13 protein-coding genes are annotated in these 14,656 nt (G+C 42.2%); 7 read left to right on the top strand and 6 right to left on the bottom strand.

Annotated elements, in window-relative coordinates; genetic code table 11:
• Positions 1–251 precede the first annotated feature (251 nt).
• A complete protein-coding gene (locus NDN60_RS08220; protein ID WP_056947293.1) occupies positions 252–785 on the bottom strand; it encodes a PadR family transcriptional regulator in 534 nt (177 codons plus the stop codon).
• 204 nt (positions 786–989) lie between these two features.
• Here NDN60_RS08220 and rpsN point away from each other — a divergent pair, with 204 nt between their 5' ends.
• Together rpsN and NDN60_RS08230 are read left to right on the top strand one after the other, a co-directional pair.
• Positions 990–1,259, top strand: a complete 270-nt coding sequence (rpsN, locus tag NDN60_RS08225; RefSeq protein WP_025016208.1) for a 30S ribosomal protein S14 — start codon at positions 990–992, stop codon at positions 1,257–1,259.
• Positions 1,260–1,903: 644 nt separating this feature from the next.
• Positions 1,904–3,040, top strand: a complete 1,137-nt coding sequence (locus NDN60_RS08230) for a multidrug effflux MFS transporter (protein ID WP_056947296.1) — start codon at positions 1,904–1,906, stop codon at positions 3,038–3,040.
• 52 nt (positions 3,041–3,092) lie between these two features.
• On the opposite strand, the gene NDN60_RS08235 is transcribed toward NDN60_RS08230, so the two are convergent.
• Positions 3,093–3,764: a TetR/AcrR family transcriptional regulator gene (locus tag NDN60_RS08235; protein WP_056947300.1), complete on the bottom strand. Its 672-nt coding sequence runs from the start codon at positions 3,762–3,764 to the stop codon at positions 3,093–3,095.
• A 142-nt stretch (positions 3,765–3,906) separates the two neighbouring features.
• On the opposite strand from NDN60_RS08235, the gene NDN60_RS08240 reads away from it, so the two are divergent.
• Both NDN60_RS08240 and NDN60_RS08245 read left to right on the top strand, forming a co-directional pair.
• Entirely contained in the window at positions 3,907–5,619 is a 1,713-nt protein-coding gene (locus NDN60_RS08240; RefSeq protein ID WP_099947611.1) for an ABC transporter ATP-binding protein, read from the top strand.
• A gap of 3 nt (positions 5,620–5,622) precedes the next feature.
• Entirely contained in the window at positions 5,623–7,416 is a 1,794-nt protein-coding gene (locus NDN60_RS08245) for an ABC transporter ATP-binding protein (protein ID WP_056947304.1), read from the top strand.
• A gap of 176 nt (positions 7,417–7,592) precedes the next feature.
• On the opposite strand, the gene NDN60_RS08250 is transcribed toward NDN60_RS08245, so the two are convergent.
• The 4 genes from NDN60_RS08250 to NDN60_RS08265 all read right to left on the bottom strand — a co-directional run bounded on the left by NDN60_RS08250 (position 7,593) and on the right by NDN60_RS08265 (position 10,882).
• Positions 7,593–8,069: an ATP-binding domain-containing protein gene (locus NDN60_RS08250; RefSeq protein ID WP_099947225.1), complete on the bottom strand. Its 477-nt coding sequence runs from the start codon at positions 8,067–8,069 to the stop codon at positions 7,593–7,595.
• Positions 8,070–8,072: 3 nt separating this feature from the next.
• Positions 8,073–8,726 (bottom strand): UvrD-helicase domain-containing protein, encoded by a 654-nt coding sequence (locus NDN60_RS08255; protein ID WP_099947226.1) that lies wholly within the window; start codon positions 8,724–8,726, stop codon positions 8,073–8,075.
• Positions 8,695–9,642 (bottom strand): UvrD-helicase domain-containing protein, encoded by a 948-nt coding sequence (locus NDN60_RS08260; protein ID WP_099947227.1) that lies wholly within the window; start codon positions 9,640–9,642, stop codon positions 8,695–8,697. Before NDN60_RS08260 ends, NDN60_RS08255 begins: the two co-directional genes overlap by 32 nt.
• A 442-nt stretch (positions 9,643–10,084) precedes the next feature.
• A complete protein-coding gene (locus NDN60_RS08265) occupies positions 10,085–10,882 on the bottom strand; it encodes a tyrosine-protein phosphatase (protein ID WP_056947313.1) in 798 nt (265 codons plus the stop codon).
• A 248-nt stretch (positions 10,883–11,130) separates the two neighbouring features.
• On the opposite strand from NDN60_RS08265, the gene guaB reads away from it, so the two are divergent.
• The 3 genes from guaB to NDN60_RS08280 all read left to right on the top strand — a co-directional run bounded on the left by guaB (position 11,131) and on the right by NDN60_RS08280 (position 14,656).
• The gene (gene guaB / locus NDN60_RS08270; protein ID WP_076631972.1) at positions 11,131–12,612 is read left to right on the top strand and encodes an IMP dehydrogenase; all 1,482 of its coding nucleotides are present in this window, start codon (positions 11,131–11,133) and stop codon (positions 12,610–12,612) included.
• A gap of 158 nt (positions 12,613–12,770) precedes the next feature.
• Entirely contained in the window at positions 12,771–13,457 is a 687-nt protein-coding gene (locus tag NDN60_RS08275; protein ID WP_011373987.1) for a response regulator transcription factor, read from the top strand.
• The gene (locus NDN60_RS08280) at positions 13,457–14,656 is read left to right on the top strand and encodes a sensor histidine kinase (protein ID WP_056947319.1); all 1,200 of its coding nucleotides are present in this window, start codon (positions 13,457–13,459) and stop codon (positions 14,654–14,656) included. The genes NDN60_RS08275 and NDN60_RS08280 overlap by 1 nt, the downstream gene beginning before the upstream one ends.

Raw genomic sequence — 14,656 nt, forward strand, 5'->3', positions numbered from 1 at the left:
GCACTTGAACTAATTAATCAACGACCATTAAAAATACATCATCAACAGACTGCCATTGAAAGATTCCGGGCTTGTTCGGATTAAACTTGTAATTTGCCGTCAAAATAAAAAGCGCCCATACAATTGGTCAACTGACCACCTGTACAAGCGCGTTATTATAACGTATACAAATGAAAAAACAGCCTAACTTGATTTACTTCTTCTTATAGCATAGCACTTATCTGAGATTTGTTAAGGGTGGATTAAAAAGATTAGCAATCAGCGGTGGCAAGCCATTTTAGGTAATCCTGTTCACGATTAATCGCATGTTCTAAAATCAGATAGTGGCCATAATTGGCAGTAATCGTTGCTTGGTTAGGGAAGACAAGCGCTTTGCGGGCCAATAAATGGGTGAGCTTATCGGTGTGCAAGGTTGTTTGTTCCGCAAACATAGCAGGTAAATGTTGATCATTTTTTGATTCGATAAAATAGAGTTTGAGGATGAATTCATCCTTGCTAGCGAGAATTTCACTGGTGGGTGAGTAGCGCCACTCGTTGAAATAACTAACGCCACTAGGGGTAATTGTGTATTGTTTCTTCATGAGTTTAGTGCCAGAAATGAGTTCGATATGGGTAATCAGGTCTTCGGTTTCAAGGCGTTTTAGTTCGGGATAGATTTGACTGTGTTTGGCCTGCCAAAATTCACCAATTTCATTTTCAAAAACGCGTTTGAGGTCGTATCCAGTTTTGGGCGCCTGATTTAATAGACCGAGGAGCAAGTACTGGAGAATATTTTTCTGTGCCATATAGAAGTTCCTTTCTGAGCGAAATCTTAGTTAAAGTATAGCATAGGGGAGCGAAATCGTTGCAATTAGAATATAGTTACTTTTTGTAAGTCTTTTTAATTGAATTTCGAGTCAGTTTGGTATAGGATAGCTGAATTGGGTGTCTAATCAGGCTATTTTCTGAGGGAGATAGCAATAATACTAATAATAGAAGGAGGCCATTTAATGGCTAAGAAATCAAAGATTGCAAAATTAGCAAAACAACGCGCATTGGTCGCAAAATATGCGGATCTACGCGCGACTTTAAAAGCGGAAGGCGACTACGCTGCTTTAGCAGAACTACCAAAGGATTCAAGTCCAGTGCGTCTACGTAACCGGGACTTAATTGATGGCCGACCAAGAAGTTTTATGCGTAAATTCGGCATGAGCCGGATCAATTTCCGGGAATTAGCTCACAAAGGCCAAATCCCAGGCGTCAAAAAAGCAAGCTGGTAAAAAAGTAAGTGCGTTAATTCACGGTTAGCTTTTGAGGATTTGCATAATCAGACGGATAAGCGCCAAGGGCGATTGTCTGGCTGATGTAGCAAAGCGCAGAAAGTTGTGAATTAAAAGCACGTTAAAAAAGTAAGTGGTTTCCAGCATAGGGATATTTCGAGGATTAGCATAGCTGCGTAAATAAACGACGAAGTCGCTTATTTGCGTGGCGTAGCTAACCGGAAAAATATATGCTGAAAAGCACGTTAAAAGAATGAGTGCTGGAAAAGCCGGTTAACTTACGAGGATTAGCAAAATTAGACGAATAACCAGCTTTGCTGGTTGTTTGGCTAATGGTGCTAAACGCAGTAAGTTGGCTTTGGAAGCACGTTAAAAGCTAAGCACAGGAACCTAACTTGAAAAACATGTTAAAGAGGTCTCTTCGAGACCTCTTTTTCTATGTCTTGAACTTGCAACGTTTTTTTGATATATTGGTAGGAATTGTTTAACAAGTCAACTAAATTAAATGAGGAGGGTTGAAGATGAGTTATTCACAATTTATCCAAAGTGCGACCGTAAGTGACTAAAGACGTTTTTCAGCAGATTAAATTAATTAGGAGTTTTAAAATGAAAAACGTCTCAAAAAAAGCCCATCAATTCTATTAATGATTGTGTTGGTGGGATTTCCACAAATTAGCGAATCAATTTTTACACCCGTCTTACCGATGATTAGTCGGGCCTTTCACGTCAGTGCGCAAACGGCACAATTGACGATGAGCACCTATTTTATGGCCTTTACCTTTGGTGTTTTATTCTGGGGTTGGTTATCCGATCAGATTGGGCGACGACTAACCATGTTGTTGGGAATCGGTGTCTATCTGCTTGGTAATGGCGGCCTGCTATTAGCCGGTCATTTTAGTTGGTTAATTCTAGCGAGATTAGTGCAAGCTTTTGGCGCGAGTGTTGGTTCAGTGGTGACACAAACCATTATGCGTGAATCCTTCAGTGGTGTGCGCGGGGCCCAAGTATTTGCCAAAGTTGGTGCGGCCATGGCACTTGCACCAGCCTTAGGCCCGTTGATTGGCGGTCTTGTCCAAACCTATTTTGGTTATCGCCAAGTTTTCTCGGTGTTAATTATGATGGCGGTTGGCGCGATTTTATACGCGGGTGCGTGTTTACCAGAAACGCGGCCAGCTGGTGTGCCGGCACAGGTCAATATCGGGGCAGTGACGAAACGGTTACTAACGGATAAAAAAGTCTGGGTTTACGGGGCCGTGATTAGCGGCATCAACGGCATTCTATTCAGTTATTATGCTGAAGCGCCGTTTATCTTTATCAATCATTTCCATCTCAGCACGGTTCAATATGGCTGGTTAGGCCTTGTGTTAGCCGCTGCTAGCATTTTAGGCGCAATGACTACCAATTACGGCGCACCCAAGTTTGGCGCGGTGATGATGGCTAAAATTGGCTTAGTACTCGCTTTAATAGGGAGTCTATTATTGTTGGTTGCCAGTTATTATGATCAGCTGTTGTTGATGGTCATCTTAATTCTAATCGTCTTTTGGGGGTTGAATACGACTTTACCAGTTGTTTTAAACCTGGCATTAGTCGGTTATGAAGCGGTGATTGGCACTGCCAGTGGGCTATTTAGTTTTGGTTATTACCTTGCAATCAGTGCTTTGACTTACGGCATGAGTTTGTTGCATACAGGCGCAATCAGTCGATTGCCATTGTATATCGTAACGATTGTCGCTATCATGGCACTTTGGTATGGGTTAGTGATCCGAAATAACGAAGAGTAATTAAAAAGGACCTGAGACAAAAGCAATTTTGTCCCAAGTCCTTTTTTGATGGTTAAGAATGGCGTTGTTGCTCAAGGCCAGCTAGGAAAATATCTAAGCCCAACATGAATTTTTCGGCGGAGTGTTGCTGCTGTTGCCGGTGGTGTTCGAACGTTTTTAAAAAAGCGTCGAAATGATTGTCGGCAGCGATTGTTTTCATCTTCAGCGGGAGTTGTGCGAGATAAGGATCAGTTTGACTGAGCGCGCGTTGCTTCATCTCAATTTTCCCCGCGATATCAGCGAAGAGGCCTGACATGAAGTGGTCGATGGATTCAATCGCCAGGTTACTTTGTTCGGGTGTGAAGCCGGCGTCTAATAAGATTTGTAAGAGGCGGTTAATGAGACTTAGGCGGATTTTGGTCGCAGGGACGGTCCGCAACATTAATTCGGCTGCGTAAGGCTGTTCAAGGTAGGTGGCATAAATTGTTTTGAAGATCAGCTTGATTTGTTTCGTCCAAGGCATAGCCGTCGTCGTTGGTGGAAATTGAATCCCGGCGATAATCTCGTCAGCCATTGCTTGAAGGAGGGCCTGTTTGTTTTCAAAGTGCCAATAAAAAGTCGCGACACCAATGTGGAGCTTGGCCGCAATTTTACGAATTGAGAGTTGTTCAACTGTCCCGCCTGTTTGCATAATTTCAAAGGCAGCGGCCGTAATTTGGGCTGCTGAAATTGTTTGTTTAACCATCTTAATAAACCGCCTTTATTTTTCAGAAAAAAGAATTGTAATTATTTTTAAAATTTGTTAAAGTATTAACTCGAACACTGTTCGATTATACTGTACATGACTTGTACAGGCTAATCAACTTATAGGAAAAAGAGGGATGCGCATGTCGTTATTGAAACAGCACTTGAAGCCATATCTAGGCGTTTTTAGCCTATCTATATTAGCCACCATTATATCTGTTGCGTCTTCACTATGGCAACCAAAACTATTACAAAACGTTTTGGAAGGCATTATGAAAGATGATCAAGATAAAGTGATGCAAATTGGGATTTATCTCATCGTGATTGCCGTTGTCGGTTTAATTGCTGGGGTGGTCAATACGATTACGTCGGCGATTACCGCACAAGGGATGACCGCCGATATTCGGGAAACGACTTTTAGAAAGATTCAAACTTTTTCATTTGCTAACATTGAGAAATTCTCAGTTGGGAATCTTTCTGTGCGCTTAACGAATGATATGACCCAGATTCAAAATGTGATTATGATGTCCCTCCAAACATTGGTCCGGATTCCGATTCTATTTGTCGGGAGTTTTATTTTAGCGATGAACTCAATTCCGAGCTTATGGTGGATTATCATCCTCTTAGTGGTCCTCGTTTTTGTGATTACCTTTTTATCAATGGGCTCAATGGGGAAGCACTTTGGTGCGATTCAAAATTTAATCGATAAGATTAACAACCTCGCTAAAGAAAATTTAATGGGCACGCGGATTGTGAAGTCCTTTGTCCAAGAAGATAATGAAATTAATCGCTTTTCAAAAACCAGTGACCAATTAGAAAAACATACGGCGGTTGTTGGAATGCTCTTTTCAGTGATGATTCCATCATTTATGTTGGTTGCTAACTTGGCAGTTGTTGCTTCAATTTATTTTGTTGGCAACTTAGTCGATACAGATCCGGAAGCAATCGCTGCAATTGCCTCATTTATGAACTACTTAATGCAAATCATGATGTCGATTATTATGGGCGGCATGATGATGATGATGGCTTCTCGTGGGGCGGTTTCGTTGAAACGACTCCAAAAAATCCTCTCCACAGATCCTGATATTGTGTACCCTGATGTGCCAGATCAAGACTTAGCTGGGACCTTAGCTTTTGAGCATGTCAGCTTCCGTTATCCAGAAGATGATCATGATACGTTGAACGATATTAGTTTTGAAATTAATGCGGGTGAAATGATCGGGATTGTCGGCGCAACTGGTGCCGGTAAATCAACGATGGCCCAATTAATTCCGCGTTTGTTCGATCCAACAAAAGGGGAGATTCGTATCGGTGGGGTCCCAATTAAGGAATTGAACGAACATAACTTACACGATTCAGTGTCATTCGTGCTTCAAAAAGCGATTCTTTTCTCAGGCACGATTGCCCAGAACTTGAAGCATGGTAAAAAAGATGCTGGTACGGCTGATATGGATCGCGCGACTGGCATTGCGCAAGCCAAGGAATTCATCGAGAAGTTAGCCGATACGTATGATACACCGGTTGAAGAACGCAGTGCCAACTTCTCAGGCGGGCAAAAGCAACGCCTTTCAATTTCACGTGGTGTGATTGGCCAACCTAAGATTTTAATCTTAGATGATAGTACGAGTGCGCTGGATGCCCATTCTGAAAAACTGGTAAAAGAAGCCCTTGATCGAGAATTAGCCGATACAACGACGTTGATTATTGCGCAAAAGATTTCATCAGTGGTCAATGCTGATCGAATCTTGGTTTTAGATGAAGGTCGCCTAGTCGGTGTCGGAACGCATCATGAGTTGTTAGAAACAAGTGCTGTTTACCGCGAAATTTTCGAAACTCAAAAGGGAAAGCGAGGCTAAATTATGAAAGAATTTAAACGTGCCATGGTCTTTTTCTACCATTATTTAAAACGCTATAAACCATCTTTTGCGATTATCCTTGTGATGACCGTCTTTGCCACTTATTTACAAGTCAAGGCGCCCGAATATATTGGGGATGCACTGAATGAACTGGTTAAATACGCCACGAAGTTTCAGGTTTTAAAAGCCCAGCATTTACCAACCAGTGGGGCTTCTAAAGATGCTTTTATTGATGTCATTGTGTCGTTAGTCCTTTTTTACGTCTTGAGTTCAGCGGCAACTTTTGTCTCAAGCGCCGCTTTTTCACGCGTCAATGCGTTATCGACCAACCGGATGCGGATTGGGTTATTCAATAAATTACAAAAGATGCAGATTAAATATTTTGACCGCCATTCAGATGGCGATATCCTTAGCCGTTTTACGAGTGATTTAGATAATATTTATAACGCGATGAACCAAGTGTTAAGCCAATTGGTGTCGGGGACGGCCTTATTGATTGGTTTGCTAATTATGATGTTTAGAAAAGATACCCAATTGGCGTGGGTCACAATCGCGTCAGTGCCAATTTCGTTTATTTTAGCGTGGATCATTATCAACAAAGCGCAAAAATACGTTAATGTGCAACAAGATGAAGTGGGTAAGTTAAATGGTTATATCAATGAAAAAATCACAGGTCAAAAAGTGATTATTACCAACAGCCTACAAGCTGAAACGATTGATGGTTTTGTTGAACATAACGAAAGTGTCCGGAAAGCGACCTTGAAAGGCCAAATTTATTCAGGGATGATTTTCCCATTGATGCAAGGGATGTCACTGGTTAATACGGCGATCGTGATCTTCTTTGGGAGCTGGCTAGCGGTCAACGGGGATATCAAAAAATCCGTTGCTTTAGGATTAGTCGTGACTTTCGTGCAATATTCACAACAATTCTATAATCAAATTGCGCAACTCTCATCAAGTTACAGCATGATTCAATTGGCAATTACCGGTGCGCGCCGGGTCAACGAAGTCTTTGATGAAGATGATGAAATTCGTCCAACTGATGGGCAACAATTCAACGGAATTGAACGTTCAGTAACGATGGAACATGTTGATTTTAGTTACTTACCAGGCAAACAAATCCTGCACGACGTGAATATTGAGGTTGATAAGGGCCAAATGATTGCGTTGGTTGGACCAACTGGCTCTGGTAAGACGACGGTCATGAACTTGATGAACCGGTTCTATGATGTGGATCAAGGCGCCGTTAAGATTGACGGCGTTGATATCCGTGATATGGATTTGGATACGTTACGGTCACACGTGGGGATTGTTCTTCAAGAATCAGTCTTATTTGCAGGGACGATTCGCGATAACATCGTCTTTGGAAAACCAGATGCGACTGACGATGAAGTGATTGCAGCGGCGCAACAAGCGCACATTCACGATTTCATAATGACGTTGGAAGATGGCTATCAAACGAAGGTTAGCGAAGAAGACAACATCTTTAGTACGGGTCAAAAACAATTGATCAGTATTGCGCGGACGATTATCACGGATCCAGCGCTTTTGATTTTGGATGAAGCAACAAGTAACGTTGATACGGTGACTGAAAGCCATATCCAAAAAGCAATGGAAAACGTGATTCAGGGTCGGACTAGTTTTGTGATCGCCCATCGCTTGAAAACCATCCTAAATGCGGATCGGATTATCGTCTTAAAAGATGGCCGAATTATCGAAGAAGGCAATCATCAAGAATTACTAGCACAAGAAGGCTTCTACGCAGAATTGTATAACAATCAATTTGTATTTGAATAAGAGTGTGAGTTCAGCCGGTTATATCCTGAGGATTAGCAGTGGATTGCGAATGAGCGACGAAGTCGATCATTTGTGATTCGTAGCTAACCGGAAGGATATGGCTGAAGGAACACGTTTCAAGCCTCCAAAAAATCCCGGTTCAGCCATTTTATATTGGCTGAATCGGGATTTTTTGATTATGCGTTTAATGCATTCGGTAAGGTGCCAAGTGCACTGAGCGTTAAGCGGTGTGTCGCTCTTGAAATAGCGGTGTAGAGGCGGTTACGCCCCACTGTTGGTTCAGTGTAGTAGTCATTGATTAAGTCGTATAACAAGACGTTATCAAATTCCAAACCTTTAGCGAGTGTTAATGGTAATGTGAAGGCCCCACTTTCGGGGAGGGTGGTCGTTTCTGTGGATAAGTGGTGGACATCTTTTAATTTTAAAAGGCGCTCATCAAACTGACCGGCGGGGGTGATAATCGCTAATGTTTGGTCAGTAGGCAGTTGCTCGATTTGCGCTTGGATTTGTGCCAGGTAGTCCGTATCATTAGTCGCACTCAGATAAGTTGGTTGAACATCGTGCGGTTGGACCGCGTGAACATCGGTTAAGTCAGGGAATAGCTGACTGAATAACGCGGTAATCGCACCGGATGAGCGGTAACTCGTCCGCAATGCTTAGGTTTTTAGATTAGGAAAAATCGCGGGCAGTTTACTGAATTGAATTTTATGGGGTGTGAGACTTTGATGTTGATCACCGAAGACGGTGAATTGCGCCTTGGGGAAAAGCTGTTTAAAAAGGTGTAATGAGCTAGCGTGATAGTCTTGCACTTCATCGATGAAGACTTGTTTAACTTTTGGGAAAACGCGCTGCGTTAAATAACCGTAAACTTGTGCCGCAATCACGGCATCCACAGTTGATTGGCGCGCAATAATTTGGTCAAAGGCTAACCACTGATAATCGTGCAATTGTTCAGATAAATCTTGGTAATCATAGCGGACCATTTTTAAAGCGAGCGGTGCTAATGGTTCGTCTTCGCGAATTAAGCGTCCGAAGGTTTGTTGCTGTTCGGTTTCCGTTAAGCTTTCTAAACGTGTTAAAGTCGTGGGGGTTTTGGCAATTGTCATTAATTGTTCCTGTAGATAACTTGTGAGTTGTTGTTGGGTGGCTTGAATGCGTTTGTCCAATGGTGCATCCACCGGCGTCTTCAAGAAAAATTGATAACTAGTGGCGGCGTCAATTGTGAAGGGTAAACCGCTATTTAATGACTGGAAGTCGCTTACTTGCAATGTTAGTTGGTCAATTGCTAGGGGTAACCGGTTGTGCTGCAATCGGAAGATCTGCCAACTCTTCTGGCAGCAACTGCGCTAATAGTTGTTGCAAAGTGAGGTTGACCAGTGTTTGTTCACCAAAATCTGGTAAAACTTGGGCAATGTAATCCTGAAAAAGACGGTTAGGTGAAATCATCAACACTTCGTTGAGCGCTAGTTCCTTACGTTGTCGATAGAGGAGATAGGCAATTCGTTGAAAAATAACGGACGTTTTACCGCTGCCGGCAATGCCATCGATTAGAAGGTGGTCAGTCGTTTGTTGGCGAATAATCGTATTTTGTTCTTTTTGAATTGTCGCGGTAATGGCACTCATCTGGGTTGTTTTAGCTTCTTTTAACGTTGCTAATAATAGTGGGTCTTCAATCGCGATTTGGGTATCAAAGAAATCAATTAATTGATCAGCTTGAATTTGAAATTGGCGTCGTTGATTTAAAGTTACCGGGATTTGGCGGCCATTAGCTTGGTAACTCGTGGGGCCGAATGTCTGTTGATAATAAACATCAGCGATTGGTGAACGCCAATCAAAAATAACAGGTTCGCCATCTTGATTGGTATAACTAGCTGAACCAAGATAGAAGTCCTCACTGTCAGTTTCTTCCGGGAAGGTTAGTGTGATTTTGGCAAAGTAGGGTTGTTCTAAGAGGCGTAACGTTTCGTCTTTTCTAGCGAGCAATGAATCAGTTTTGAGGTTGAGCATATCGATTTCTTTATTGATGGTTTCTAGAGCGGCAAAGGTGTCGAGGTTATCAGCATATGAATCAAAATTGAGTTTAGCTTCACCGGTAATCTGGGCCTTGATGGTGTTGCCAGCCTGATGATTCTGCGATTGGGCATCGTTGATGGCCGCTAAAGTGGCTGTTAGTTGTTGATAAATTGTGGTTAGGTGGGTTTGTTCTTGTTCAAAATCGGTTGTCATACAATCAGCCCCTTATAAAGTTGTTTACCTAGTGTAGCAAGTCCAATATGAAAAGAACAGTCTTGTAATCACATGAAAAAGCGTGCATAATTAATATATGGAAGAGTGGTAATTGCTCTAAAAACGGTAAAAAGAGGTGCTCCCAAAATTAACTTTGGGAGCACCTCTTTTGGTGTCTCTTTGAAAGGGGGCACGCTAGTCGAAACGTGCCATTGAAGCTAGATTTCTGCGCTTAACGACGATTGTCAAACTAGCGATTACATCGCTAATTCGCCACTCTATGTTAATGCTCAAAATCTGACCAAGCTTCAAGAGCACTCTAGCTAAAACGTGTCATTGCAAGTAGATTTCTGCGCTTTGCTACGTCCCGCAAATAATCGACTGCGTCGCTTATTCACTGGCCTAGGCAAATGCTCAAAATCTAAACACTTGCAAAGGCACTCTATTCTAAGTAGTCCTTCTTTAATTGCGCTATTTCTTCTGATTTGAGGGCCATTGCTTGGGCTAAGTAGTTGTCCATATTGCCGTAATGGTGTTCGATTGTTTCTCTGACGAGTTCGAGATGGGCTTTTGAAACGCTCTTGCCATTCATTGCCGCGACTTGGGCGTCATTGCTGCTGATGCGAGTGGGTGCCGTTGTGGTTAAGCCTAGGACTTCGTTTGAAAGGACGAAATCATCTGAAATGGTTGCCCAGTCTACGCCTAATGCGCTGAGGATGAGCATTGTACCAATCCCAGTTCGATCTTTGCCAGCTGAGCAGTGATAAAGGACCGCACCGTCATTGCCATGGTTATTCAATAATACGGTAAATAGGTCGCGGTAAGCTGCTTGTGCGTGAGAGTCTGTGACTAATTGTTCGTACATTCGGTCCATGCTTGAACGTTCGGGTGTAGCAGGTTCTTTTTTACCGAAGAGATGAAATAATCCCTTTTTCGCTGGTTTTTTAGGGGCGTCTGCTTGATCGGTGAACGGAAATACCGAAAGACGGTGATAGGTTAATTGGCTGTCGTCAAATGGATCTGGGGCAACCTTAATTTCATGACGGGAACGGAAGTCAACATCGTAAGCAACGCCGTAATTTAGGAGGTCCTCAATGTCTGTTGCGGTTAGTGCGTTAAGACTGCCTGAGCGCAGTAATTTATGCCATTTAACGGTCTTACCGTCAACGGTTGGATAACCACCTAGTTCGCGAAGATTATAGCTACGTGTTAAATTTAAAACCCGTTGTTGTTCTTGCATGCCAATCCATCCTTTGTAATAAGTTACTTCTATTGTATAACGAAGATTGATGATATGCACCTTTATTTTGAATGTTCGGAAACCGTTTAAAGACAATTGATCGTAAAATAAGTTTTTAGTAAGAGCCCATTGACCTTTACTGAAAAATCTGCTAATATTTTATCAAATTTTAAATCAGTTAATCATGATGGTTAATACGAACATTTAGTTGATTGATGGCCGATTAAGTTCATGAATGGAGGAAGATTATGTCTGCGTGGGAATCAAAATTTACAAAAAAAGGGTTTACGTTCGATGATGTCTTATTAGTACCAGCGGAAAGTCACGTATTACCAAATGAGGTTGATCTAGGAGTTCAACTTGCTAAGAATATCAAGTTGAACACACCAATTATGAGTGCCAGCATGGATACCGTTACGGAAGCACCAATGGCAATCGCTATGGCGCGTCAAGGTGGTTTAGGGGTTATTCATAAGAATATGAGTATCGAACGCCAAGCAGATGAAGTATTGAAGGTTAAACGTTCAGAAAACGGTGTTATTATTGATCCGTTTTATTTAACAGCGGACAAACCTGTCAGTGCTGCTGAAGATTTGATGCGCACATACCGCATTAGTGGTGTCCCAATCGTTTCAAATCTCGATGAGCTTAAGTTAGTCGGGATTATTACGAACCGTGATTTACGCTTCATCTCTGACTTCTCTGTTGAAATCGGAACGGTCATGACTCACGAAGCACTTGTAACAGCACCTGTGGGCACTTCTTTAGAAGAAGCTGAACAAATCCTCCAACAAAACAGAATTGAAAAATTACCTTTAGTTGGTGATGATGGTCGCTTAGCGGGCTTAATCACGATTAAAGATATTGAAAAAGTTCAAGAATTCCCTAAGGCTGCTAAGGATCAATATGGTCGCTTATTAGTTGCTGCTGCTGTCGGTGTCACAAGTGATACTTTTGACCGTGCAGAAGCCCTATTAAAAGCTGGTGCTGATGCCATTATCATTGATACAGCGCATGGTCATTCAGCTGGTGTTTTACGTAAAATTGCCGAAATCCGGGCTCGCTTCCCAGAAGCAACCTTGATTGCAGGAAACGTCGCAACAGCTGAAGGCACAAAAGCCTTATATGATGCTGGTGTGGATGTTGTTAAAGTTGGGATTGGCCCTGGTTCAATCTGTACAACTCGGATTGTCGCCGGCGTTGGTGTCCCACAATTAACAGCCATTTATGATGCTGCTAGTGTCGCCCGTGAATATGGTAAGACAATTATCGCTGATGGTGGCATTAAGTATTCAGGTGATATTGTTAAAGCTCTTGCAGCCGGTGGTAATGCCGTTATGCTTGGTAGCATGTTAGCCGGTACTGACGAAGCACCTGGCGAATTTGAAATCTATCAAGGTCGTCGTTTCAAGACTTATCGTGGGATGGGTAGCTTGGCTGCCATGTCACACGGTTCATCAGATCGTTACTTCCAAAGTGGCGTGAATGAAGCAAACAAGTTAGTCCCAGAAGGTATCGAAGGTCGCGTAGCTGCCAAAGGCGCACTTGGCGATGTTATCTACCAATTACTTGGTGGTTTACGTTCAGGGATGGGCTATGTTGGTGCTGCTAACCTCCGTGATTTACAGGACAATGCACAATTTGTTCAAATCTCAAACGCTGGTTTAACAGAATCACATCCACATGATGTTCAAATTACAAAAGAAGCACCTAATTATTCAGCAAGATAAACCTATGTTAAAATGAAGGCGCTGGGGCAAATTTAATTTTGTCGCCGGCGTCTTTTTTATGGATGGATTTAAAGAATTCTTTACCCTTACCAATCCGATTCTTTGTTACAATAATAGCGAATCACTCAAACGTGTTTAAATTAAATGAGGTAATTAATATGAAAATTCTAATTGTTGATGATGATAAAGAAATTGTTGAACTACTCAGTATTTATGTCAAAAATGAAGGTTATGAACCCATTCAAGCTTTTACCGGCAAGGAAGCTTTGACTAAAATTGCCACTAACCCGGGCATTGATTTAATGATTTTAGATATTATGATGCCTAATATGAGCGGGATTGAAGTTATCAAAGCGGTTCGCAAGGATTCACAAGTGCCGATTTTGGTGGTTTCTGCCAAAACAACGGATATGGACAAAATCCAAGGCCTCATCACAGGTGCGGATGATTATGTGTCTAAACCATTCAACCCGCTTGAAGTGATGGCACGTGTGAAATCATTATTACGGCGCAGCCAACAACAGGTGACAAACGAAGTGCCGGATATCTTAGAAGTTGGGCCACTTGTGATTAAGCGCGATTCACATGAGGTAACAACGATTGCGGGCAAACAAATCCAATTAACGGCGCTTGAATTCGGGATTTTATATCTTTTAGCGAGCCATCCTAACCGGGTCTTTTCAGCGGATGATATTTTTGAACGGGTTTGGAAGCAAGAAAGTATCGTGTCAGCTAAAACCGTGATGGTCCATGTTAGTCATTTACGGGATAAAATCGAAGAAGCAACTGACGGGGAAAAAGTGATTGAAACCGTCTGGGGTGTCGGATATAAGGTCGAGGTCTAATGAACGAATATCAAGTCGGACAAGATTTTAAAAAAGTACAACTCACTGCCAAAGAGAAGAGTGAGCTGTTTGCTGAGGGGATCATTACGGTGATCCTTTTGTTGTTGTTAAATTTATCAATTATGGTCCTATTGCAACAAGCAATCGTTAATAATCCGCAATTGCGCGGTGGCGTTTGGATGATTAAAAATGCGATTGCGATTGGCCCTAATGGTTGGCATATCTGGAGTTGGCAAAACTGGTTTGTGATTTTGATGGGAATTGCGGATGTGCTAGTGGTTTATTGGCGCTTAATTCGCCGCTATCACCAAATGCAGATGTGGCACGTTATTGGTGAATTACATTACATCGCTGATGGTCATCTAGAACACCGCATCAACTTGCGGGTTAATCGCGATTTGCAACGCGTGATTGATAGTGTCAATACACTGGTTGATAGCACGGTCCGCTCAATGGAAGAAGAACGCAAAATTGAAAAGAGTAAGGATGAACTGATCACTAACGTCAGTCATGATTTACGCACACCATTAACGTCCATTATTGGTTACCTAGGTTTAATTGAAGATAATCAGTATCAAACCAAGGATGAATTAACCAAGTACACACATACGGCCTATGTGAAGGCCCAACAAATGAAGGTCTTAGTTGAAGATTTATTCGAATACACAAAGGTTCGGCAAACTTCAACGCCAATTGCTAAAACGACTTTTGATATGGAACAAATGCTGGAACAACTAGCGGCTAGCTTTGAATTAGAAGCCCAGAAGAAAAATATGCAGATTACAGTAGAATGCCAACCTGCACCATTGATGATGGAAGCTGACACCGAAAAGTTGGGCCGAGTTTTCAATAATTTGATTGCCAATGCATTGAAGTATGGCAAAGGTGGCAAGCAAATCATTTTATCAGCCGAAAAGGTTGGTCAAGAGGCAATCATTAAAGTCTCCAATGATGGGCAACAAATTCCAAGTGACTCATTAAATCAATTGTTCGATCGTTTTTATCGCGTGGAAGCATCACGTTCACAAGAAACGGGCGGGACGGGGCTCGGTTTAGCGATCACGCAAAGTATTGTAGCCTTGCACGGCGGTTATATTTATGCAGATTCCACCCCAGAACTGACTAGTTTTGTGATACACTTACCTTTAAAACTAGGACGTCAGATTGAACCTCAAAATGGCGCCGCTAAAAACAGTTAA

The organism is Latilactobacillus sp. (assembly GCF_033176295.1).
GTDB lineage: Bacteria > Bacillota > Bacilli > Lactobacillales > Lactobacillaceae > Latilactobacillus > Latilactobacillus sakei.

Excerpts from the sequence above, each read along its gene's own strand:
- NDN60_RS08220 (WP_056947293.1), bottom strand. The coding sequence starts at position 785 with ATGGCACAGAAAAATATTCTCCAGTACTTGCTCCTCGGTCTATTAAAT.
- NDN60_RS08235 (WP_056947300.1), bottom strand. The coding sequence starts at position 3,764 with ATGGTTAAACAAACAATTTCAGCAGCCCAAATTACGGCCGCTGCCTTT.
- NDN60_RS08265 (WP_056947313.1), bottom strand. The coding sequence starts at position 10,882 with ATGCAAGAACAACAACGGGTTTTAAATTTAACACGTAGCTATAATCTT.
- NDN60_RS08240 (WP_099947611.1), top strand. The coding sequence starts at position 3,907 with ATGTCGTTATTGAAACAGCACTTGAAGCCATATCTAGGCGTTTTTAGC.
- NDN60_RS08230 (WP_056947296.1), top strand. The coding sequence starts at position 1,904 with ATGATTGTGTTGGTGGGATTTCCACAAATTAGCGAATCAATTTTTACA.
- rpsN (WP_025016208.1), top strand. The coding sequence starts at position 990 with ATGGCTAAGAAATCAAAGATTGCAAAATTAGCAAAACAACGCGCATTG.
- NDN60_RS08245 (WP_056947304.1), top strand. The coding sequence starts at position 5,623 with ATGAAAGAATTTAAACGTGCCATGGTCTTTTTCTACCATTATTTAAAA.
- NDN60_RS08275 (WP_011373987.1), top strand. The coding sequence starts at position 12,771 with ATGAAAATTCTAATTGTTGATGATGATAAAGAAATTGTTGAACTACTC.
- guaB (WP_076631972.1), top strand. The coding sequence starts at position 11,131 with ATGTCTGCGTGGGAATCAAAATTTACAAAAAAAGGGTTTACGTTCGAT.
- NDN60_RS08260 (WP_099947227.1), bottom strand. The coding sequence starts at position 9,642 with ATGACAACCGATTTTGAACAAGAACAAACCCACCTAACCACAATTTAT.
- NDN60_RS08280 (WP_056947319.1), top strand. The coding sequence starts at position 13,457 with ATGAACGAATATCAAGTCGGACAAGATTTTAAAAAAGTACAACTCACT.